The following is a 22,599-nucleotide window of genomic DNA, read 5'->3' on the forward strand; positions in this document are numbered from 1 at the left end:
CACGAGCGCGAAACACTCGTGTCCGTCAAGAATAAGAGGTCGGAGGTCGAGTTTATGCCCGAAGGGAGGCTCTTCCGCTGCAGTCTGTGCCCGATTTGTATCAGGTCATGAAAATTTGGCTGCGGTCTACCGCCGGCATGTCGGCGGGCAGCCCCACATAGGGAGAGGCTTCGCGTTCAAACCCCGCGAAGAGCGCCTGCATGGCGCGCGCATACCATTCAAGGAAAATGCGCACGCGCTTGGTGTGCCAAGCTGACCGCGAAGTCACGATAAAGCACTCAACGGGCGGATGTGACCAGCCCGGGAGAATCGGCACCAAACGCCCCGCCTTCAGATCGTCTGCAATCTGCACGAGCGGCAGATCCGCCGCGCAGCCCATGCCTTTCAATACCGCCGCGCGGATAGCCAGGATGTCGGTGGACCGTACGGCTGAAGCATACTGGACAGCCTCCGTTTCACTGCCGCGCTGAAGCACCTTCGTCTCCGGGCGTACCGGTCCGCAGTAGATGTAGCCCGAATGACGGCGCAGATCCGCGGGCCTCACGGGCATGCCGCACCGAGCAATGTAGTCCGGACTGGCCGCAGCTACGTAGACATTTCGCCCGCGGCTCATATAGACCAGATTCGGCAGCGTGGGAATCCCCGTGAGCGTGGCCACTTCACAGAGCCCTTTTTGTACGTCAGCCTCTTTCAAGCCGGCCAGGATCTCAACCGTAATGCCCGGATGCTCGATTTGAAAGCGCTGGAGCAGCGTCGTGAGATGCCTCGCCGCAAAACCCGGCGCCGACGAAAGACGGATCTTGCCTTCGAGCGTGCGGTTGTCATCCTTCAGAGCGTCCATCAGAGAGTCGTGCGCCCTCAGAATCGTTTCCATGCGTTTGTGCGCCATGCGGCCTGCATCCGTGAGGACCAATGGGCGCACGCCGTGGCGGATAAGCTCAACGCCGAGGGTGCGCTCGAGCCCAGAAATGGCGCGGGAAATACTCGAGGGTTCTGTTTCCAGCGCTTTTGCCGCTGCCGTCAGCGTGCCGCTTCTGGCAAAAACAATGAAAGAGCGCCAAGCCTGCAGATCATCTGTTTTTGCCATTAAAGCCTCCCTGCTCTACTGCACGCAGCATTTTCTCCTGCACGAAGGCACCCCAAAGCCCAACCGCTTTGCCGCCGCCGCGTCTTTTCATGATGTTAGTGCCTGAAGCGGCACGACTCCAGCCGCATATTTTGCACTCTACGCAAATTTAAATTGCTCCAAGCGCTATTGAATCCATGCACTCAGCGCTTCAGACTGCCTGCATATCAAGGGAAAAGCCTTTGGGCCAACCCTTCATCCCTCGATTCAAACTACCAAGCCTCAAACCCATTCACCAATAGGCAGCAAGACATGCAGCGCGATGAATTTTTCTGGACCAGCACCATCAACAAGGCGACCATTGTCGTCAATGCGGCTGAGGGCCTCCTTTCAAACGAAGCTGCACGGGAGGCCGCGGGCGGCGTCGCTCGTCTTGAAGCCAAGGCCGAAAAGGATCCGGCGCTGCGCGTGAAAAGCTACATTGCCTATGAGCCGCTCCTCATCGCAGAAACTTCGCCTGCGGTAACCCTTATCCACGCCGGCCGTTCGAGTCAGGACATTCTCTCCACCCAGCGGACGGCCATTCTCCGCGACCGCACCGTGCAGGTTGCCAAAGCCTTTGACGCAGTAATCGGGAAGCTCCTCGATCTCGCAGAGGCCAACCGTCATACGATTGTGCCCAACTACACCAACGGCGTAGCCGCTCAGCCCAACAGCTATGCGCACTATCTCCTCGGCATTACCGCCGCGTTCCTGCGCGACCGCGAACGTCTCAACGAGTGTCTCACCCGCTATAACGCCTGCGCGATGGGCTCCACGGTACTGAACGGCACGGGCTGGCCCCTGAACCGCGAGGCGATGGCCGTGCGCCTCGGCTTTCCTGCGCCGCGCCGCAACGCCTTTGATGCCACCTGCATGTCGCCCGCAGATATGCCTTTCGAACTCGCGAGCATCAATGCGTCCGCCGCTCTGCACGTCGGCAGCTTCATTTCTGACGTGATGGTGCAGTACGCTCAGCCGCGCCCTTGGATCCTTCTGCAGGAAGGCGGAGAGAACACCTACGTCTCGTCCGCTATGCCGCAAAAGCGCAATCCCGGCCTGATGAACAACTGCCGCGCCGACGCTTCGGACGTGGTGGGTGAAATGGCGGCCGCCGCCGCCCGTATCCACAATCTCGTTCCGGGCATGGTCGACGGCAAAAACGTCGCCAAGAACGGCCGAATGATGGATGCTGCCGTCGGCATGTTCAGCCGATTCCTCAAAGTGCTCTGCGCACTGCGCATCAATCCCGACCGCGCGCTCGAAGAACTCAACAGCGACTGGACAGCTTCGCAGGAAATCGCTGACCGATTGATGAAGGATCATGGGCTGCCGTTCCGCATCGGCCACCACATGGCGAGCCGCATGGTGTCGTGGGCCCGCGCCAACAACGTGCTTCCGCTCGACTTTCCCTACGCCCAGATGCAGGCGATCTACCGCGAAGAAATCGAAGAGGAATTTCCCGAGACCGACCCTGTGCTTCCGATGAGCGAAACCGAATTCAAAGATGCACTGGACCCGCGCAAAATCATTGAAAACCGCCGCACTGCCGGAAGCGCAGCACCCGCGGAAGTTGACGCCATGATCCGTGAAGACCGTGCGGCGCTCGCCCAATTGAGCGCCGTCACCGCTGAAGCCGAAAAGCGTACGAACGATGCGCTCGCAGCGCTTGAAGCCGAATTCAAGCACTTCCTCTAACTCTCCATCAAACCACCCTAAGGAAAGACGACTATGTATGCCCTGATGCCTTGGATTGCGGTGATCGTCACCGCACTGGCCGGCTGGGCGCTGATTAAGCGCTACTCCACCCACATGGTTCTGCTCTTCGCCGGTCTCGCGATTTTGCTTTGCGCGGTCGTTCTCGGCGACCCGAACTTCCTTCCCAAAGGCGTGAAGCCCTCAGGATTCGTGCTCTTTGACATCTTCAATACGCTCAAATCCATTGCCACCAAGCAGAGCGCCGGCATCGGCTTTCTGATTATGACGGCCGGCGGCTTTGCTGCCTATATGGACCGCATCGGCGCCGCCAAGGCCTTGGTTGACATCGCCGTGAAACCCCTCAGCATGCTGCGCGCACCGTACCTCGTGCTCGTCGGCGGCTATTTCGTCGGTCAGATTCTGGTCATGGTGATCCCGTCCGCCGCCGGCCTCGCAATGCTGCTCCTCGTCGCTCTCTTTCCGATCCTTAAGGCCGTGGGCACTTCTGCTGCCGCCGCTGCCGCGGTCATCGGCACATCGGCCGGCGTGACCTTTGCGCCGACGGCCGGCACGGCCAATCTCGCCGCACAGGTCGGCAGCCTTGATCCGGTGATTTATCTGGTCCAATATCAGCTTCCCGTTGCCGTCCCGACCTTGATTGTCATTGCCGCCGCCCACTACTTCGTGCAGCGTTTCTATGACAAGAAGAACGATGACGTTTATACCGATGTTTCCGCAGCCAAAGCCGCGGATCAGCCGGCTGCTCCGAAGTGGTACGCCGTCTTCCCCATTTTGCCGATTGCACTGCTCATCATCTTCTCCAAACTCGTCGTTGCTTCCATCAAGCTTGACACGGTGAGCGCGCTCTTTATGGTTTGGATCGGCGTCGTCATCATTGAAATCATCCGGTCCCGTGACGTGAAGAAGGTCTTTAAGGACGGTCTCGCGATGTTCCAGTCGATGGGCAAGATGTTCGCCGGCATCGTCGCACTGATTATCTGTGCGGAATTCTTCGCCACCGGCCTCAAAGTCTCCGGCCTCATCGACATCCTCATCAATTCCGCGCAGGGCGTCGGCGCGGGCATGGGTGCGATGACAGTGATTCTGACAGCCATCGTCTCGATCGTGACCTTCCTCACGGGTTCCGGTGTGGGCGCTTACTCGTCCTTTGCCACGCTCGCGCCTGACGTCGCTGCCGGTCTGGGCGGCTCGGTTGCCGAACTGGTCACGCCGATGCAGTTTGCCTCCGGCCTGCTGCGCGCCATGAGCCCGGTTGCCGGCGTGATCATCGCTGTGGCCGGCGCCGCCGGCGTCTCCCCGATGGCGATTGTCCGCCGTACCTGGATTCCAATGATTCTCGGCATCATCACAGCCATCATTGCCAACGAAATCTTTATCGGCTGATGCATCTCCGGCCAACGGTCTGCTGGTTTAAGACTGTTGGCAAAACCCCTCCCCCTCAAGCGCCTGCTGAAAGACTGCTCCTCCGTCTTTCGGCAGGCGTTTTTCATAACTTCACAGCTGCTTCCTTCAGACCAAAGATCGATCGTTGACAGCAAACGAAATCCATGCGCTGCATCAACATTGACCTCAATAGCAAAATGTCTACTTTCAAGGCTCGCGTTTCTCCAGATAGAAGTGCCATTGACGGCTCAACAAAATGAGAGATCTCAAGACTCTGACATTAAAAAAAGAGCTTGAGATTAAACGGAGAAATATCATGACCCCAAAATGGACCTCTGCATTGGCTGCGGTCATCGCCTTAGCCCTGAGCGGAATTTCGCCTCCAAGTTCAGCAGCCGAAAGCATGGATACAGCAGCCGCTCATCAGGTTTATTCACACGGTGCCAAAGCCGACTATCTGGCCGGCTACCATATGCAGAACAAGCTTACGGCGAACTGCTCTGCCTGCCACCCGACGGATGCAGTTTCCGACAGTCAATCCGAAATTGACAAGAACTGCACTGCCTGTCACGGCACCTATGATGCGTTAGGCAAGAAAGACCATGCCGCCGGCAAGACTATCAGCGCGCATGCCGGACACCTTTCAATTGACTCCTGCACGACGTGTCATGGTGGACACGAAGCTTCGTTCTCATACTGCAACAACTGCCATGTCTTTGATATGCCGATGAAATTCGGTCGACAAAAGATAGCTTACGAACCGCAAGACCTATCCATCTATAAGGATGCGGTACCGAATCGAACGGAAAAAGCCGACTTTGTCATCGTTGGCGGCGGCGGAGCCGGTATGGCAGCGGCCATTGATGCTGCCCGAAACGGGCTGAATGTCGTAATGCTCGAGAAGATGCCCATCATCGGCGGCTCCTCTCTTTTATCAACAGGCGGAATGAACGTTGCCGGTTCGAAACAGCAAAAAGAAGCCGGCTTCAAGGATTCACCAGAAATTTTTGTCAAAGATACGCTCAAGGTCGGCAAAGGCACGAACGACAAAGTGCTCCTCAGCACATTGGCTCAGCAAAGCAACAGCGCGTTGGAATGGTTTGAGGCGATGGGCGGCCACCTTGACCTTGACCACGGCGTCTACGGCGGCTGCACGGTTCCGCGCATGCACTATACAAAGTCGGGCGGCATTGGACGCTATATGGTGGCAACCATGAAGCCCGTGCTGGAAAAATCCGGTGCAGATGTGCGAGTCAACTCTCAGGTGGTCCGCATTGAACATAACGCCTCCGGACGCGTTACCGGCGTTTTAGTGAAAGGCAAAAACACGGGGCTTTACCGCATTGAAGCTCCAACCGTACTTCTTGCGACCGGGAGCTATGCCAACAACAGCCAGCTCGTCAGTAAATACCATCCTGAGTTCTTCGGCATGGTGACCTCAGCACAGCCTGGTTCGCACGGTGACGGCATTTATCTTGGCCAAGAGGTCGGAGCCAATGTCACGCACCTCGAGCGTGTTCAGGTGCACCCGAATATTGCATCAGGCACAAGCCTAATGATTACGCTCGCCATGCGCACGAACGGCGGTATTCTCATCAACAATCAAGGCAAACGTTTCTTCAATGACAATGCGCCTCGCAATGAACTCGGCGCCGCAATGCTGAAGCAGCCTGCCCAGAAAGTCTGGCTTATCTATGACGACGGTGTCGTGGCTAAGCGTCCGAAGGTTCACCAAGGCTACGTGAAACTCGGTGTAGTGGTTGAAGCCGATACGCCCGAAGCACTGGCTCAAAAACTCGGTCTTCCGGAAGCAGCCTTTGCTCAAACGATGAAGCGCTACGCGGAATTCGTCAAGAACGGCAAAGATGAAGACTTCGGCCGCAAAGAACTGCCTGAACCGCTAAACAAAGGCAAGCTGTATGCCATTGACGTCGTGCTGGCTGTCGGCGGAACACTGGGCGGGCTTCGAACGGATGCACGCACTCATGTACTCAATCAACGCGGCGAAGTAATTCCGGGACTCCTTGCTGCCGGCGAAGTCGTTGGCGAATGGCACGGCGATGACCGCTACGGCGGCAATGCTGTAGCCGGAAACATCGTCTTCGGCCGCATTGCTGCGCAGGAAGCCGAAAAAGCAGTCGCCAAACAGCCATAAGTGAATTAAACGACTCAGAAAAGCCGAGTCATTCAATAATCTGCAATCTGTTTAAGAGATCTTCACGCGCTTCAAAGCTCGTGAAGACTCGGCAGAAATTCTCCGTTCCTTGCTGTAGAAAAGAAGTCTGTTAAGAGAGCTCAGACACCGTTCAGCCTCCTGTCAAGACATGGTGTCAAACTCAGCTCCCAGCGATTCCAGACCGGCAGCAACTAACGTCCAAGCGCCTGTCAAGAGATTCATCCCAACTCCCGGCAGGCGTTTTTCGTTGCTGCCGAAAGTCAGACACTGGCTCAGTATCCGCGTCGGGGGATCCTGTGACGTGATAAGTCGGGCATGTTTCTGAACCTTACTCGAGACGGCGAAGAGAGCCGAAATCCGCCGCAGTATTCTGTCACGCCTCCCACACCGATAAACAGGGCAAGAGCAGTCATGCCTTCGTTTGCGTTTGCCGCTCTCCCCCTCATACGAATAAATCAGGGTTAACACTTATTTGTAACGACGTATTATTCGTTTTTAAGTTAGCTAAATTATGAGTGAGAGATCATAAAAATTTGGAAACCCTTCTTTTTATACTGACCGGTCAGTCATTGAATACAATTAAATTTGTCACATCAGCAATGTCAATTCGTCCTGTCCGACAGGACGTACCGTACACGAAAGACGCCCTGCAAACCCGCTTCTGATTGAAGTCTGAGGAATTTGTTCGCAACATGCTCACCATCGGCATCGACCTCGGTTCGACCACGGTCAAATACGCACTTTTGTCGGAATCGGGCGTACTGCTCTCTCACGACTATGTTCGGCATGGCAGTGCGGTCAAACAGACGCTTGAAAAGGTGCTTCGCGCACTCGCGCTCAGAACGCATGACGCGCCCGTCCATGTGCTTTTTTCGGGTTCCGGAGCTTTGGGGCTGGCGGATGCGCTCGGTGCGGGCTTCGTGCAGGAGGTCATCGCCGCTTCGCGCTACCTCAAACACCGAGCGCCCGATTTGGATGCCGCCATTGAATTGGGCGGAGAGGACGCTAAGCTCCTCTATTTATCCAACGGCGTTGAACTGCGCATGAACGAAGCCTGTGCAGGCGGCACAGGCGCTTTTATCGATCAAATGGCATCGCTCTTGGATGTTGATGCAGCCGGACTCAACAAACTCGCGAGTGAGGCCGAGATCTCGCATCCGATGGCATCGCGCTGCGGCGTGTTTGCCAAAACCGATTTGGTAGCGCTCTTGAACGGCGGCGTGCCGAAGTCCGAAGTGGCCCGGTCGGTGCTTGACGCAGTCGCTGAACAAACCGTGAGCGGCCTCGCCTGCGGGCGTCCTGTCAGAGGCAAAATTGCTTTTCTCGGCGGACCGCTCACTTTTCTTTCAGAGCTTCGCGCCGCCTTTGAACGGCGTCTCTCGTCGACGGGGACAACCTTTGCTTCCTTTTGCGATGCGCACTGCGCCGTGGCCATCGGCGCTGCCATGGAAGGCATGGATCCGGCCTCCCGAGCGCATCGCTCCCGCGTCTGGCATTCGATTGACGATTTAGTCCGTGAGATCCTCTCCGCAGCGCCGGAGAACCGCGGCTCGGGGCTGCCGCCGTTATTCAAAAATCCGGCAGAACGGGAAGCCTTCACCGAGCGCCACCGCCGAGAGTGCGTTGAGCGTTCGCCCATCGAAAATGCAGAGGGCGACCTCTTTCTCGGGGCCGACCTTGGTTCAACCACCGTCAAGGGCGTCGTGCTCGATGCTCAGGGGCGCCTCCTTTACAGCTGGTACGAACAAAATGAAGGGCAGCCGCTCGAACGCCTCTATCGTGCCGTAAAGGCGCTCCTCTGTGTCGTGCCCGCCAAAGCACACATTCGGCAGGCCTGTACCACCGGATACGGCGCAGACCTCGCCCGAGCGGCGCTCGGCGCCGCATTCAGCGAAGTCGAAACGCTCGCGCACGAACGCGCTGCCGCCGCCTTTGAACCCAATGTGAGCTATGTCATCGACATCGGCGGCCAGGACATGAAATGTCTGGAGGTTGAGCACGGCCTCATCCGCAGCGTGAAGCTTAATGAAGCCTGCTCATCGGGCTGCGGCTCTTTTCTGCAGACGTTTGCCAAGCAGCTCTCGCTCACGCTCCCTCAATTCGTTGAGGCTGCGCTCGCTTCGAAGGAACCCTGCGACCTCGGCACCCGCTGCACGGTTTTCATGAATTCCAAGGTGCGCCAAGCCCAGCGCGACGGCGCATCGCTCGAAGACATCGCCGCGGGCTTATGCCGTTCAATTGTCAGAAATGCGCTCTACAAAGTGCTGCGCATTCACGATCCGGCAGAGCTCGGCGAACACGTCGTCGTTCAGGGCGGCACGTTTCTCAATGACGCCGTTCTGCGTGCTTTTGAGGAGCAGATCGGCCGCCCCGTTATTCGGCCGGACATCGCCGGACTGATGGGCGCCTACGGCGCAGCGCTGATTGCCATGGAACGCACCAGCGCGGCAGTGCCGGAAATCGACCTCGATCCGGCAAAGCTCGATGCGGGCAAAGTCATTCAGCGAGAACTGCTTTGCCGCGGCTGCGGCAATCACTGCCGCCTCACGATGAACCGTTTCCCTTCGGGCGACAAGTTCTTTTCGGGGAATCGCTGTGACTTCGCACAGAAAAGCGCGGGTGCGGGCCGACGGAAGAAAGCGTCCTTCATTGACTGGAAGCTCGAACGGCTCTTTGCGGGCGAACCGCTCCCTTTGGAAGCGGCCGCCATGGGCGTTGTCGGAATCCCGCGCGCACTCAATACCTACGAACACTACCCCTACTGGTTCAAACTTTTCAGCTGCCTAGGCTTTCGCGTGGAGCTCTCGCGCCCGTCCGACCATGCCCTCGCCTCGAGCGCCTCCGAAACCGTGCCGTCGCAGAGCCTGTGCTTCCCGGCGAAACTCGCTCACGGCCACGCCGCTGACCTCGCCCGCAAAGGCATTGCAGACATCTGGATGCCCTGCGTGCCGCTCGAGGGCCCCAGACATTCGGGCGAAAAGCATATCGACGGGCGCTTTGCCTGTCCCGTGGCGGGCGGCTATCCGGAAGCCATGCGCCTCTCGCTCGCCTCCACGCTCCCGAACGCCCGCATCCTCACGCCTTTCGTAGATCTTGAGTTCCCCGAAAGCGTCGTTCGCGCGGTCACATCCGCGTGGCCTGCCCTTTCCCCCAAAAAAGTGCGTCAGGCGGTCGATGCCGCTCACGCAGCGCTCGAAGACTACCGCGCAGCATTGCGTCAAGCGGGCGAAGCACTGTGGCGCCGGCATGAAACCTCGGGCGAACCGCTCATCGTGCTCGCCGGGCGGCCTTACCATCTTGACCCGCTCATTAATCACGGACTCCCCGCCTTGATTGAATCCATGGGCGCTGAAGTCGTCACGGAAGACGCCGTAGCGCACCTCGCAGCGGTTCCAAGCGACATCGAGGTCGTCAATCAATGGACCTTCCACTCGCGCCTCTACCGTGCAGCAGCGCTCGTACGGGAGAGCCGATCCGCAGAGCTCGTGCAGCTCATGAGTTTTGGCTGTGGCATCGACGCCGTCACCTCCGAGCAGATTGAACGCCTTCTCGCTCAGCGCGGAAGAATCGCTACCACCCTCAAAATTGATGAGGGCGATACGCTCGGCGCAGCACGCATTCGACTGAAGTCGCTCCTGGCCGCGCTCGCAGATCGCCGGCGCAGCGACCAGAAAGCGGCGGCGGAGAGCCTCGAAGACATGACAAAGTCTACGGACACTCCGGTGCCGCTCGACAAAATGCTCGCCGACCGCGTGATCTATGCGCCGCAAATGGCACCGATCCACTTCCCGGTGATTTGCGCCGCATTAGGCGCAGTCGGCTGGCGCGTGGAGCTTTTGCCCGAAGTACGTCCTCAGGCGATCGAAGAAGGCTTAAAGCACGTGAACAACGATGCCTGCTACCCGGCAATCGTCGTGATCGGGCAGCTTCTCGACGCTTTGAAGACGCATGCCGTTGATCCCGACCACAGTGCGCTGCTACTCGCTCAGACGTGCGGCCCCTGCCGTGCCACAAACTACCCGACGCTGCTGCGATGGGCACTCAAAGACCTTCACCTGGAGAGGGTGCCCGTTGTGTGTCTCTCGGGCGGAAGCATTGAAGGCGCGCAGACCCTTAACGTGGGGCTCGGCGGCCTCAGACGCCTCATGCTCGCAACGCTCTACGGCGACATGCTGCAGCGCCTCTCGCTTCATGTTCGCTCCCATGAGCTTCATCCGGGCGATGCGCAGCGTCTCGTTGACCGCTGGACCGCCAGAGCCGCTCAAGCCGCGGCCGCCGGAGATGCCCGACGCTTTGCTGACGACGCCCGTGCCATGGTGCGCGACTTCTTCGCTGTGCCGATGGACGGCACAGAGAAGATTCGGGTGGGCATCGTCGGCGAAATTCTACTTAAGTACCATCCCGCCGCCAATCTCGGCATCGTGCAGGAGATCATTGATGAAGGCGCGGAACCGGTGCTCGGTGACCTGGCCGCATTCTTCCTCTACTGCCTCTATGACCACATCAATCAGGCCAAGGTCTTCGGCGGACCGCGCCTGAAAGCCATGGGAGCCTGGCTGATGATCCGCTGGTTTGAGCATCTCCGCGGCATCATGCGCAAAGCACTTGACGGAACACCAGTGGCAGGCGTGTCGACCCTCGCGGAAGACCTCGAGCGCATTGACGGACTTGTGTCCGCCGGTCAGGAAGCCGGCGAAGGGTGGCTCTTGACCGCCGAAATGGTGGAGTTTATTCACTCCGGAACGCCCAACGTCGTGTGTCTGCAGCCCTTTGGGTGCCTGCCCAACCACGTTACCGGGAAAGGCGTCATCCGGCGGCTCCGCGAAGAAAATCCCCTCGCCAATATCTGCGCCATCGACTTTGAAGCCGGCACCTCTAAAACCAATGTCTCCAACCGCCTGAAGCTTTTTCTCGCACAAGCAAGAGAAAACTTCGAGCGGGGAATTGCTGTTGACGAGCCGGTGCCGACGGCGCACCGCATCATCCCCATCACGCCGTCAGCCAATATTGCGGTTGATGCATCCGAGAGCCCGCACAAGGACCGCGGCGGCGGTCAGGCGGCCTGCTGACGCTCCGACTGCGTTCATTTGAATGCGGTTTAAAAACAAAAAACCGGCATCCCCAAGGAATGCCGGTTTCCTAACTCACAAAGGCTGAAGTCAGCGCTTGCAGCTGCTGGTGCAATTAGAACTTGTGAACGAGGCCAAGACCAAATTCACCCTTCTTGGTCTTCGTCTTGTCAACAGCTCCGCTCACAACGTCGGTAACCTTGAGAGTACCTTCGCTGTATGCCGCAAATGTGTAAACCATTGTGCGCTTGCTGAACGGATAAGAATAAGCAGCAGAAAGACCCCAACGATCGAAGTCAGCCGTCTTCACAGCCTTAACCGCTGTGGCGAGGGTTGAGGTGACATCAGCACTCGTTTCACCGTCGACATAGTTAGCCTGAGCATAAACGGTGCCGCCAAGAACCGGAGCAGTCGCACCAAGTGTCAAAGCGTAACCTTCAAGACCTTCGCCATCAACAGCGGCAAATCCTGTCTGGTTTCCCTTGATGTCGGTAACACTGTAGCCGCCCATCTTGTTCTCGTTCTTGCCGTACTGAGCCATGCCGTAGACCTTGGCAACGCCGAAGTCATAGGAAGCGCCCCATGTCACGCCGAGAGAGTCTTCGGAATTCGCTGGAGTATTAGCCGCGTTCAAAACGGTATCCACGACGAGGCCCGTGCTGAAAGCGCCGAGCTCATACTTGGCACCAAGACCGGCATAACGGTCGTTGTTGCGTTCGTTGCCGGCAGCTTCCTGACCATTGCGGTTGAAGGAGTACTGAGCATAAACCTTGACGCCGGCGAAGGACGGCGTGACATAGGTCACGGTGTTGTCCATACGATCGCGGTCGGAGAGATTAAAGAGACTCTTGGCGCCGGCCGTATCGCCCCAGCCCGTGCCGAAAACGGTGTAGCCATAAACCACATTGTAGGAACCAACGCCGGCAGAGAGCGCGCCGACCCGGCCCATAGAGAGCGTACCGAAATCACCTGTCACGAAGAGATTGGCTTCACGGCCAAAGAGACGGCCGCCCTGCGACATCGTGCCGTCATCAGCAGCGAAGCCGTTTTCCAGAATAAAACCAACCTTAACGCCGTTGCCAAGATCTTCCGTACCCTTCAAGCCGAAACGGGAACCGGAATTCTGACCAGCCTGTTCTTTAAAGGTATTCACAGCATCAGCATCACCAACCTTGGAGTACTGATAGTTAAGACCAAGGTCAACGACGCCGTAAAGCGTAACGTCAGCGGCAGCAGCGCTACCAGCAAAAGCGCCCAGGACAGCCAGAGCAGCGAGTGTCTTTTTCATTTTCAGAGCCTTATTCAATATGTTTGAGTTATCCTGCTCTGCGGGGAGGGGCGGAGCAGGCTTGCGTTAGGCAGCCGAAGTAAAACCGGCGGCCGCTCCGTCCAAAGAATGACCGCCGGTGGCTTCTGACTGCTTAAGGAGCTCAGGCTTGCGCCTGAACTCAAACGGCATTCTTTCATTACCCCCCCCCCCGCCACAGGGTTTTCACTTAACTCGCCTTTGTTTTTATTTGAATTTCAAAGTGTTATAGACAACTCGCCCCGCTTTACCGCTTCGCCAAATGTATCTTTAATACAACTAAATATTTGAATACGAGGTGAGTGCTACAACTGGATACGGCTCCATTCAGAGAGCAGCAAAATCACACTCATCAAAGCCTGAACTCCCGAATAACAGATCCCGAACTCGAGTAAGTGAGGTTAACGATCTGCGGTTTTGCTATGTCAGCCCCATAAAAATGAACAAATAAATTTTGAAAGGCTTCTTTTTTAAAATGTTATCTCTCATCTTAATTCGTATCTTTTTGTGCTTTAGTGATGTAAAAATCTAGCGACAAGTTTTATGCCATCAAGGAACCCAATGCCGAGGCTTTGTGCTGCATCTTCGCATATCAAACATCACGGGATCAGATCACCAAGAAATCCTAATGCTTGGTCCGCAAAAATGTCGTCTGCTTTGCAGCCGATTCCATCATCAATACCACTGCCAAATTTCCTCAGTACGCCCAAAGAGCCTTTTGTTTCAGCCTGGAAAAGACTTTGGTCAATGAGACAAGTTATCACCATGATTTCCCAGACGATCCAGCCCCTACCCCAGCTGCTGCCAAGATAAATGCAGCTTTGTGAAAGACCCGCGCTTGAGGTTCAGTCGGGTTTTTGCACAGCTGTGAAGGAAGCGGTGCTCCAGCAGCTGCCGCAGCAACACCGAGCAGTAACACTGGTCCCTTTGCTTCACCCATACCCCCCATACACACACAAGATGGCGTTGCTGGCCGACTGTATGCGGGTAGACGATGCACTCAGAAAACGCTCTCCAGCAAAAAATAATTTTCCCGTTCACACAGAGCAATGAAACGATCTTCATTCTTAATGAGGCACGAGAAAAAATACTGATCGCCAAAACAATTAGCAAATTGATATATTAAAATATCAACAGCATCTTGATTTAAGTCAATGCGTCCGCCTGTTTTATAAAGAAACTTTTAATGATCTTAATGTTTAAACCATTAAAAATAACCGCAAATTCAATAATAAAATTGATAAAATAAAATTCGATTTTATTTACAAACAGCACAGTTTAAACAGCATTAAGCATATGACGCAGAAACTATATATTTCTTAAGACAATAAGCATTCATTGCCTCAGAGATCAATTCTTGATTTCTTTATTTTAAATAAATAATCTCTTCGGTTAACTGGTCATTCTATAAATGAATACTTAATTTGCTGATCCTGCGAGCAGGCTTCTCATCGCCCTGGAGTATCACTCGAACCAACAGCTTCTAGATTCAGGATTAACCTGCCCCCATGCGTCGAGATATGAGTGATGCCTGTTCTACTGCGATTTCGCGAGCCCTGTGCACGAGCTCATCGCGGTAACGCAGTGTTGGAATTGAAACCGAAACGGCGCCGCAGGCGACATTCTCGCCGTCGAGTACTGGCACTGCGATGCAGCGGATCCCCTCATACTGCTCCTCGTCATCCTCCTCAACACCAGTGGAGCGGATCAAGGCGAACCGCTCTCGGAAAAGTTCTATTTTGGACTGAACCGTCTCACCCCCTTCTGCGGCGATCTGTGAAAGGAGTCGCTTACGCTCCTCTTCTTCGGAAAAAGCAAGGAAAATTCGGCCTGAAGCGCTGTTTATCATTGGGAACGTACTTCCGAGACGCACTTCTTGCCGCAGCGCGTGACTCGAAACCTGCTTGTCAATCACGAGCATCTCCGTGCCCGAAGGTACCGCGAGATTCACAGTCTCATCGATCTCAGTCAGAATACGTTCCAAATAAGGACGAGCTATCTTGAGGAGTCCGGTCTTTTCAACCACCTTGCTGCCGATCGAAAAAAGTTTATAGGAGAGCGAGTAGCGGCCGCGGCGCTTTTCCTGGACGACGAAACCCTTGTCAGCGAGCGTGAGCAGGAACCGATGCACACTCGTCTTAGGCAGCCCAATCTCTGTGGCTAGTTCGTTAAGTTCCCAAGAACTCTTTTTTGAGAGTGTGTCGAGCAAATCACAGACCTTTTCAACCGAACCGATCGTATAGTACTTCTTGCCTTCATCCATGGTGGAGCTTCCAGTTCCTGTATGTTGCAGCGCTCGGGAACAGAGCGCTGCTCTGCATTATTTACAAATAATTATGCCGCATCCCGGAATGGTATCCTAGAGATGCGGCATAAAGAAAATCCTGCGGATCAGTGTCTCAAAGTTTCAGCCGCGATACGGCCGCATTCCCGAATGACACAGTAAGCATAGGCAAGGACAATGAAGGAGATGGGCAGCCCCACAATCGTGAACATGCCGCGCACAGAATCGACGCCCCCCGTGGCGACAAGCAGGTAGCCGATCACACCAAAACTTACGCCCCAGATAATCTTTAACCAGCGCGGCGCCTCGTCATCGACGGAAAGATTCTTCGTCGACAAAGTCGCCATGGTACCCGTAATCGAATCAGCCATTGTCGAGAAGGAAAAAAAGACGGCAATTATGAAGAAGGCTGCAAGAATCTTCGCGAAGGGCAGTGTCGAGAGAATCGTGAAGATCGTCACTTCAAGCCCCTTTTCGTTGACACTCTGCCAAACATCCATAATACCGGTGTACTGAAGCCATACAGTTGTGCCGCCCCAGATCGCGATCCAGACGATACAGAAGAGCGTAGGAGCGCCGATATTCATGAAAATGAATTCACGTACGGTGCGGCCTTTGCCAAGACGAGCGAGGAAAAGACCGATGATAGGTGCGTAGACAAAGAAGGAAGCCATGAACATAATGATCCATGACTTAGACCAAGTCTCGTTCTCAGCCATCGTTGGCAAAATCACGCTGTGTTCGAAGAATCGGTTGAAAAACACACCGAGAGACTCAGTGCCTGCATCAACAATAAAGCGCGTCGGACCAAGACAAAGCACATAAACCATTAGGCCGATGAAGACGATCGTGCAGAAGCTCGAGAGAACACGCATGCCCTTCTTTATGCCTGTGAGGCATGAGACAACATAAACGGTGACCATGATGGCCGCAATCGCGAAGACCGTGACCCCGTCAATCGGCAGACCGAAGAAAAAGTTCAGTCCCGAATTGATCTGCATAAGTCCGACGGCCATCGAACAAGCGAGCGCGCCCACGATGCAAAACAGACTCACCATTGGAACGACGGTTTTCACGACGCCGTAAACTGAACTCGAAAGGTAGGGTTCGAAGATTGAGGACACTGAAATCGTACGGCGCCGATTGTAGGCCATGAGCGCCACGCCCACGGCGCAGAGCGAATACATCGCATACTGGGCGATCGTCCAGTGCAGCATCGTCTGGGAAATTGCGAAAAGACCCGCCTCACGTGTGAAGGGCTGCGCTCCTGCAGCTGCAGGGGGTGCGGCCATGTGGAAGATCGGCTCGCCCATCGCCCAGAAGAGGATACCCGTGCCAATACCCCCCTTGAGACTCATCGAGAACCACTGCCACATCGTGTATTCAGGCTTCGCGCCTGCCCCGCCGATCACCACGTCGCCCGCCTTGGAAAAAGCGAGGCCGAAAACCAGCAATACCAGGATAAGCGCGAAGAGCACAAGCCACCATCCGAAGTTGTCACTCACCCAATTGAGCCCAGCATCGAGGATTGAACCGAAGAGCTTTTGATTTGCGATTCCGAGCACGATCACCGCAATGCCAATCAGGTAGCTCGGCCAGAAAACACCTTTAGCAAGTTCGGTTTTTTTCTTGAAAACTGTCATGTTGTTACCCGTTTAGTTGTCCCATATTATGGGATTAAATTCCGCGTATTAGATATAAAACTGTATAAGTACTGAGTGGGGATAGAGCTCCTCACGGGCCAGTGTTTGGATCCGGCCGGCGTCGATGAATTGAGGGTTGAAAGGACAGCGTGGTCAGTTGAGCTCAGGCATTGGCGCGGGCTTATGGTCTCGCAAAGAGCGCCAGCGTTCGGCTTCACCGCTTGCGCGCCAGCGTTCAAACCTGTCAGTCTGCCCAAAGATATAGCTCGAGTAGCGCACGATGTACCAAAGGTAAAGCATCACGACGAAAGCCATCGGCAGCCCTATCAGAGTGAAGAGACTGCGGATCGCATCCTGTCCTCCAGAAATAATGAGCACATAGGAAATCATGGCGATCACAATGCCCCAGAGAGCCTTGATCAGCACCGGCGGTTCCTCGCCCACACTCGCATTTTTCGTTGAAAGCACGGCCATGGTGCCTGTGATCGCGTCGGCAAGCGTTGCGAAGGAGAAGAAGACTGCAAAAAGAAAAAAAGCACTCAGCATTCTGCCCTGTGGAAGCGTAGAGAGCAGCGCGAAGATCGTACTTTCCATGCCGCTTGCCTGAACATGCGCCCAGATATCGAAAGTTCCGCTCCATTGACACCATACTGCCATGCTCGCCCATGCACCAATCCAAAGGATGCAGAAAACAGAGGGCGCAAAGATATTCATCCAAACGAATTCACGAATGGTCCTACCCTTCCCAAGGCGCGCAAGGAACAGCCCAAGAATGGGAGCGTAAACAAAGAAGGAGGCAGTGAACTGTACATCCCAATCACGCGACCAAGTTTCACCTGGCGCTAGCGTCGGCAGGATAAGCGAATGTTCAACAAAGTTGTTGAGATAGTCACCGAAAGCTGTGACTGAGAGATTCATGATGAACTGCGTAGGACCGACCACCACAGCATAGATCATCAGAGAGGCGAAAATCGCCGTACAGATCTTTGAGAGTATATTGAGGCCGCGCTTGATACCAAGAAGCGCTGAAATAGTGTAGACAAAAGCTAGCATCGACACGATCACGAACCAAACCATCGGTGAGGGATCGATGATGTTGAGGAATCCGAGACCTGAACTGATCTGCATAATGCCCACTCCCATCGAGCAGGAGACGGCACCGGCAATGCAGCAAATGCAGGCAGTATGGGTAAAGTCCTTGATGATGAGGTACACGCGCGGACTCACAAACTCCTCAAGGAATGTAGTAATGCCTAGCGCACGGTGAAAGTTCCAAGCAAGGATGCCGACCACCACAGCGCAGAACGTGTAAAGCCCATATTGAACCAATGTCCAATGTGTAAAGGTTTGAGCCACGGCAAATATCGCAGCTTCACGCGTAAAAGGTCCAGCACTGGCTGCGGCAGGAGGTTTCGCCATGTGAAAGATCGGCTCGCCCATGGCCCAGAAGAGAATCCCCGTGCCGATGCAGCCGTTGAGTGCGATCGCAAACCAAGTACTGTAAGAAAAGTCAGGTTTTGCGTTCGTTCCGCCGAGGCGGAGATCGCCCACGCGAGTGAAGGTGAGGCCAATAACGATGAAGAGAATGCTGAGCCCGAAAAGCAGCAGGAACGCACCGAAGTTGTCCGAAAGAAAGGCGAGCAGCCACTCAAGACTGCTGGCGAGGCGCTCCGTCCCCGCTGCGCCAACAATGATGAAGCCGAGCGTAAAGGTGAGCGCTGGCAAAAGCGTACGAAAATTAATTTGCTTGGGGGAGAGAACTAAGGGCATCAGCATTACTCATCTGTACCGCATTGCGGAATGTAATTCTAAATATTTAGAGTTTAGATATTTAGTTCTAGTCTCGTACCTTAGGAATAACCCGCATTCCTTTGTACGCTAAAGCACTCTTTGGACATGAAAAAGCCGAATTTACCCCACCAAGAGAGCGAAGCTTCACAAGGCGTCCGAAACAACCCCCGTCAAGGTAAGGCGCATCGCCTTAAATAAATGCTGCGACGGAAAGCTCCATTGTTGCGCCTGCAGGCAGTGCCTTGACAAAGTATGTAAAGCGTGCAGGTTTATGTGTGCCAAAGAAGTGTGCGTATTCGTCATTGAAGACAGATAAGTCAACAGCATCTGTGAGTGCAATGTCAACGCGAGCGATGCTTTCAAGATCACCCCCGCCTGCACGCACAATGGCAAGGAGATTAGCGAGAACCTGACGCGTCGAGGCGCAGGTTTCCTTCTCAAGCACTCCGGTCTTCGGATCGAGCGCGATCTGGCCCGAGGTGAGGATCATGCTGCCCGACTTGATGCCGTGCGAATACGAACCGAGTGCTTTGGGCGCATCAGGAGCATTGATAGTAGTGAATGACATGGTAAGAATTCCTTCCAATGACCGAAGAAGGTTTCAGACGCATAGCGCCCAGTCCCACTTCGGGAAAATTGATAAAACTTTTCGCCCAACGGTCTTGGAGATCGTGCGGGCAAATTCAAGAACGCCCCACCGAGGGACTTTTAAGACAACTCTCCGCACACGCAGGCGTTGTCGACACGCTCCACGGTGTAAGTAAGATCCTGCCGTTTCAGGAACGCATGCAGTTAACCGCTTCGTTAAGGTTTGCCGGCTGCGCTTTTACGTCCCTAACAACAAATCCCTTGCCGATAAACCTGAAAGGTATGTCATCAACTGCGGCAGTCTCGACAAACGGCCAAAATTCGTGCTTGAGGAACCAAGGAGCAATCTGTCAATGAATGCGGAGCTTAGAGCTCCCATCAGTCATCTTGCCCCTGGTGGGGATTGTTTCGAGTTTGACTTCTTCAAACCTCACCCTGAGCGTTGAAGCCTTCGTAGATCAATCGCACTGTGGCACCGAGCGTACAGATCGGTTCGGGCGGCAGCCATGAAGGTTTTTCATCATTTTGCATGTAGGACAGCTCCTCGCTTTCGATGCCGTTAGCCCATTCAGCGAGAAAGTGACCCATGGTGTAGACCTTGGCGATGCCTGCTCCCTCGCCGACACCAGCAAAGAAGACATTGCCGCGGCGACCGAAAACAGGCTTGGAATTCATCGTGAGATGAATCATGCCGCCCCAGACGTATTCGAAGTTAACGTGCGAATGATCAGGGAAGCGGTTATCAAAGGCCTTACGCAGCAATTTCTGCGAGTGTCGGATCTGCTCAGGTGAACACGTATAGTAAGTGCCGTAAAGCAAGCCGTTGCGGACGAAGAGACGGTTGTCTTTGGTGAAGCGAACCGTAGTACCCGCAGAGTTGGCAGCAGTAACTCCCCAGGGTTCGATGCCGCGGAAGTCCTCCATCTCTTCTGCCGACAGCTGGCGCGAAAGCGCACCGTACGAAATGATCGGACAGAAGCGGTGATCCGAGAGGCCAAGTTCCTGCAGGAAAGGACCGGTAGTGACAATCGCAGCGCGGCAGCGCACCTTCTTGCCGTTGAGCAAGATCACGACAGGGTTCGTCTCGCTACCGGCAATCTGCATCACCGGAGTTTTTTCAAAGATATGCACATTGGGCCCGAGCGTCGTAAAAAGGGCACGCACGACTTCAGCCGGATTGATGAGAACTGAACCAGGATTGAAGATCGCTCGGCTATAGTAGCCTGTGCCGAGCCGCTCGGCGAGCTGCCTGCGGTCAAAGTCGTCGTACTTCATGTTCATACGGTCGAGGATCTCTCGGTCATGGTCGAGAATCTTCCAAAAGCGCTTTTCGCGGGCAGCTAAATACTTGCCGTGTTCACTCCAGTCGACGTCGAGCTTGTTTGCCTTCACTGCCTCACGCATCTTGTTGATCGCGAAGACATTAAGGCGTACCGTCCATTTCTCGTCCTCGGGCGTAAGGACGTCATCACCGAACTTATGAGGCACATCGATCAGGAATCCAGCGTTTTTACCAGAATCATTCGATCCGATGCGGAGCGCCTCAAAAACAGCTATTTTCGCATTCGGATAGAGTTCCTTGAGCCGTGTTGCAGCTCCAAGACCACCATATCCGGCCCCCACAACAACGTAGTCGTACTCGTCAAGGATTTCGTCCTCGTGGTTGAACTGGTGGTTTTTATAGGTTGAGGTTTCTAGCCAGCCGCTCACGCCGAGTTCGGCGGGATAGATTTTCACGGATTGCATAACTATTTAATTCCGCATTATGGTATTAAATACCGTTTATTTTCGATAAAAAAATAGAAGAGATCGTTCGACTGTCCTATACCGCCGCACTCCCTCCATTTTTCGAAGTGCAGACTTGATACGGATGTACATATTCTTTTCTCCGATACCAGGAGAGAAAATTATGTATCGACGCTCTTCAATAGTGGAAGAAACCGGCTCGGGCAGACAGGAGAACAGGATTGCAACCCGACCGTGATCCTCCCGAAGCATCTTTCAGAGGGGAAGATACTCGGGATTTGAGCCCTAATAAACCTCCCCTGCCAGAATTCAGGCTGTTCAATCAGGCCCAAAGATCACCGATTGTGTAGCCTTCAGTGAGCGGGTCCGTCGGGTCAAGCACTAGATTGCTATAACCATAGATCCAGGACTGACCGCCGACTGTGGGAACAACTGCGTCGTATTCACCAACCTTCACCTTTTCGACGAGTTCGCCCGTATAGACGATGCCAAGCAGTCCTTCATGGCGGAACTTCTCGTTCAGTTTCAGTTCGCCCTTGGCATAAAGCGTGGCCATCTTTGCACATGTACCCGTGCCGCAGGGGCAGCGGTCAAGTGCACCGATCCAAGTAGAAGGATTATCAAAATCGACGTTCCCAGAAGCAACCGTTACTGCGTTCTTCCAGTCCGCATTTGGATTTGTCGTCGGTCCGGAAAGCTGCGAGATCGTGATTCCTACATCTGGATAGTCCGGATGATGAACAGGAAGCTGGTCCTGAGCAGCTCGCAGGATAAGAGAGGAAACACGGGTTATTTCACGTCCCATTTCGGGCTTGAGTTCAAGCCCCTTGAACTGACGCACATCGGCAATCACGTACCACATGCCACCCCAAGCCACATCTACTTTCACTTTACCGAGATGCGGAACATCTATTTCTTTGTCTACATAAGCAGCAAAAGCCGGAACATTCTTAAAAGTGACCTGAGTCACCTTGCCATTGTGGCACTCGGCCTTAATTCCGATCAGGCCGGCTGGTGCTTCGAGAATGAATTCCGTAACAGGTTCGACCATCGGAATAATGCCGGTCTCAAGGAGCACAGTTGCAACGGAGATCGTATTGCCGCCCGACATGAGCGGATACTCAACCTGCTCCATGATGATGTAGCCGGCAGCGGCTTTTGGATCTTTCGGCGGAACAAGAATATTGCAACAAAGGGGCGGGTAACCGCGCGGTTCGCGAAGAAGAAACTTGCGCAGAGCATCGTCGTGTTCACGCAGATAGACCATCTGCTCATAAACGCTGTTGCCCTTAAGGGGAGCCACGCCGCCCGTGACGACACGCATCGGCTCTCCCGAATGTGTCTCCACACAGTTGATGACACGCTTGAAGCTCATGAAATTCTCCTTGTAGCTGGAAGCTGTTTGTTTATGAATTCCGAATTACGGGACGTTGTTCCGCAATTCGTTAAATGAATAATACTTCCTCTACATCATTTTGTTTAACCGGATAAACTCCTACTCATAAAGAGTTAGTTTTAGCACTGTTCAACAACCGAGCGACATGCATGGTTAAGGCGATGCCAGCAGCCTTCTGCAGACTGCATCGAGATAATTCTTGCGTTATATGGAGGATCTGGACTCTGCATGTGCCCATGAAAACCAAACCACTTCACCAGCTCCAAGTAGCGAAAACCCCCGCAGACCGAAATCTGCGGGGGTTCGTATAGGGAGCCTGGCGATGACCTACTTTCACTGGAAATACAACCAACTATCATCGGCGCAGAGGCGTTTCACTGTCCTGTTCGGAAT

General features: G+C 54.6%; 12 protein-coding genes. 4 read left to right on the plus strand and 8 right to left on the minus strand.

All coding sequences use genetic code 11. From position 1 onward, the window contains the following. Window positions 1–100: 100 nt before the first annotated feature. Entirely contained in the window at window positions 101–1,087 is a 987-nt protein-coding gene (locus DES29_RS07315; RefSeq protein ID WP_021995863.1) for a LysR family transcriptional regulator, read from the minus strand. A 291-nt stretch (window positions 1,088–1,378) separates the two neighbouring features. Here DES29_RS07315 and DES29_RS07320 point away from each other — a divergent pair, with 291 nt between their 5' ends. The 4 genes from DES29_RS07320 to DES29_RS07335 all read left to right on the plus strand — a co-directional run bounded on the left by DES29_RS07320 (window position 1,379) and on the right by DES29_RS07335 (window position 11,452). Beyond that, entirely contained in the window at window positions 1,379–2,803 is a 1,425-nt protein-coding gene (locus DES29_RS07320) for a lyase family protein (RefSeq protein ID WP_113854667.1), read from the plus strand. A 33-nt stretch (window positions 2,804–2,836) separates the two neighbouring features. After that, window positions 2,837–4,207, plus strand: coding sequence for a C4-dicarboxylate transporter DcuC (gene dcuC, locus DES29_RS07325; protein WP_046446708.1), 1,371 nt, complete (start codon window positions 2,837–2,839; stop codon window positions 4,205–4,207). Between the two features lie 316 nt (window positions 4,208–4,523). Then, window positions 4,524–6,362, plus strand: a complete 1,839-nt coding sequence (locus DES29_RS07330) for a flavocytochrome c (RefSeq protein ID WP_170126119.1) — start codon at window positions 4,524–4,526, stop codon at window positions 6,360–6,362. A gap of 713 nt (window positions 6,363–7,075) precedes the next feature. After that, complete coding sequence (locus DES29_RS07335; RefSeq protein ID WP_113854669.1) at window positions 7,076–11,452, plus strand: acyl-CoA dehydratase activase-related protein; 4,377 nt, start codon at window positions 7,076–7,078, stop codon at window positions 11,450–11,452. Between the two features lie 115 nt (window positions 11,453–11,567). Here the strand turns inward: DES29_RS07335 and DES29_RS07340 are convergent, their stop codons facing one another. From DES29_RS07340 to DES29_RS07370, 7 genes are all read right to left on the minus strand, one after another. Next, on the minus strand, window positions 11,568–12,740 hold the full coding sequence (locus DES29_RS07340; RefSeq protein WP_113854670.1) for a porin: 1,173 nt from the start codon (window positions 12,738–12,740) through the stop codon (window positions 11,568–11,570). A gap of 1,513 nt (window positions 12,741–14,253) precedes the next feature. After that, window positions 14,254–15,021 (minus strand): IclR family transcriptional regulator, encoded by a 768-nt coding sequence (locus tag DES29_RS07345; RefSeq protein ID WP_113854671.1) that lies wholly within the window; start codon window positions 15,019–15,021, stop codon window positions 14,254–14,256. Window positions 15,022–15,149: 128 nt separating this feature from the next. After that, on the minus strand, window positions 15,150–16,685 hold the full coding sequence (locus DES29_RS07350) for a BCCT family transporter (RefSeq protein ID WP_016474620.1): 1,536 nt from the start codon (window positions 16,683–16,685) through the stop codon (window positions 15,150–15,152). 153 nt (window positions 16,686–16,838) lie between these two features. After that, entirely contained in the window at window positions 16,839–18,455 is a 1,617-nt protein-coding gene (locus tag DES29_RS07355) for a BCCT family transporter (protein WP_113854676.1), read from the minus strand. A 211-nt stretch (window positions 18,456–18,666) separates the two neighbouring features. Beyond that, entirely contained in the window at window positions 18,667–19,044 is a 378-nt protein-coding gene (locus DES29_RS07360) for a RidA family protein (RefSeq protein ID WP_113854672.1), read from the minus strand. Window positions 19,045–19,487: 443 nt separating this feature from the next. Further along, complete coding sequence (locus DES29_RS07365; protein WP_113854673.1) at window positions 19,488–20,810, minus strand: NAD(P)/FAD-dependent oxidoreductase; 1,323 nt, start codon at window positions 20,808–20,810, stop codon at window positions 19,488–19,490. Window positions 20,811–21,132: 322 nt separating this feature from the next. Next, window positions 21,133–22,185 carry a proline racemase family protein gene (locus tag DES29_RS07370; RefSeq protein WP_016474624.1) on the minus strand — a complete coding sequence of 351 codons (1,053 nt, stop codon included), beginning with the start codon at window positions 22,183–22,185 and terminating at the stop codon, window positions 21,133–21,135. Window positions 22,186–22,599: the final 414 nt, after the last annotated feature.

This window comes from Sutterella wadsworthensis, from assembly GCF_003315195.1.
Classification (GTDB): domain Bacteria; phylum Pseudomonadota; class Gammaproteobacteria; order Burkholderiales; family Burkholderiaceae_F; genus Sutterella; species Sutterella wadsworthensis.

Bases quoted from the DNA above. Each gene is read 5' to 3' on its own strand.
- DES29_RS07315 (WP_021995863.1), bottom strand. From the start codon at position 1,087: ATGGCAAAAACAGATGATCTGCAGGCTTGGCGCTCTTTCATTGTTTTT.
- DES29_RS07320 (WP_113854667.1), top strand. From the start codon at position 1,379: ATGCAGCGCGATGAATTTTTCTGGACCAGCACCATCAACAAGGCGACC.
- dcuC (WP_046446708.1), top strand. From the start codon at position 2,837: ATGTATGCCCTGATGCCTTGGATTGCGGTGATCGTCACCGCACTGGCC.
- DES29_RS07330 (WP_170126119.1), top strand. From the start codon at position 4,524: ATGACCCCAAAATGGACCTCTGCATTGGCTGCGGTCATCGCCTTAGCC.
- DES29_RS07335 (WP_113854669.1), top strand. From the start codon at position 7,076: ATGCTCACCATCGGCATCGACCTCGGTTCGACCACGGTCAAATACGCA.
- DES29_RS07340 (WP_113854670.1), bottom strand. From the start codon at position 12,740: ATGAAAAAGACACTCGCTGCTCTGGCTGTCCTGGGCGCTTTTGCTGGT.
- DES29_RS07345 (WP_113854671.1), bottom strand. From the start codon at position 15,021: ATGGATGAAGGCAAGAAGTACTATACGATCGGTTCGGTTGAAAAGGTC.
- DES29_RS07350 (WP_016474620.1), bottom strand. From the start codon at position 16,685: ATGACAGTTTTCAAGAAAAAAACCGAACTTGCTAAAGGTGTTTTCTGG.
- DES29_RS07355 (WP_113854676.1), bottom strand. From the start codon at position 18,455: ATGCCCTTAGTTCTCTCCCCCAAGCAAATTAATTTTCGTACGCTTTTG.
- DES29_RS07360 (WP_113854672.1), bottom strand. From the start codon at position 19,044: ATGTCATTCACTACTATCAATGCTCCTGATGCGCCCAAAGCACTCGGT.
- DES29_RS07365 (WP_113854673.1), bottom strand. From the start codon at position 20,810: ATGCAATCCGTGAAAATCTATCCCGCCGAACTCGGCGTGAGCGGCTGG.
- DES29_RS07370 (WP_016474624.1), bottom strand. From the start codon at position 22,185: ATGAGCTTCAAGCGTGTCATCAACTGTGTGGAGACACATTCGGGAGAG.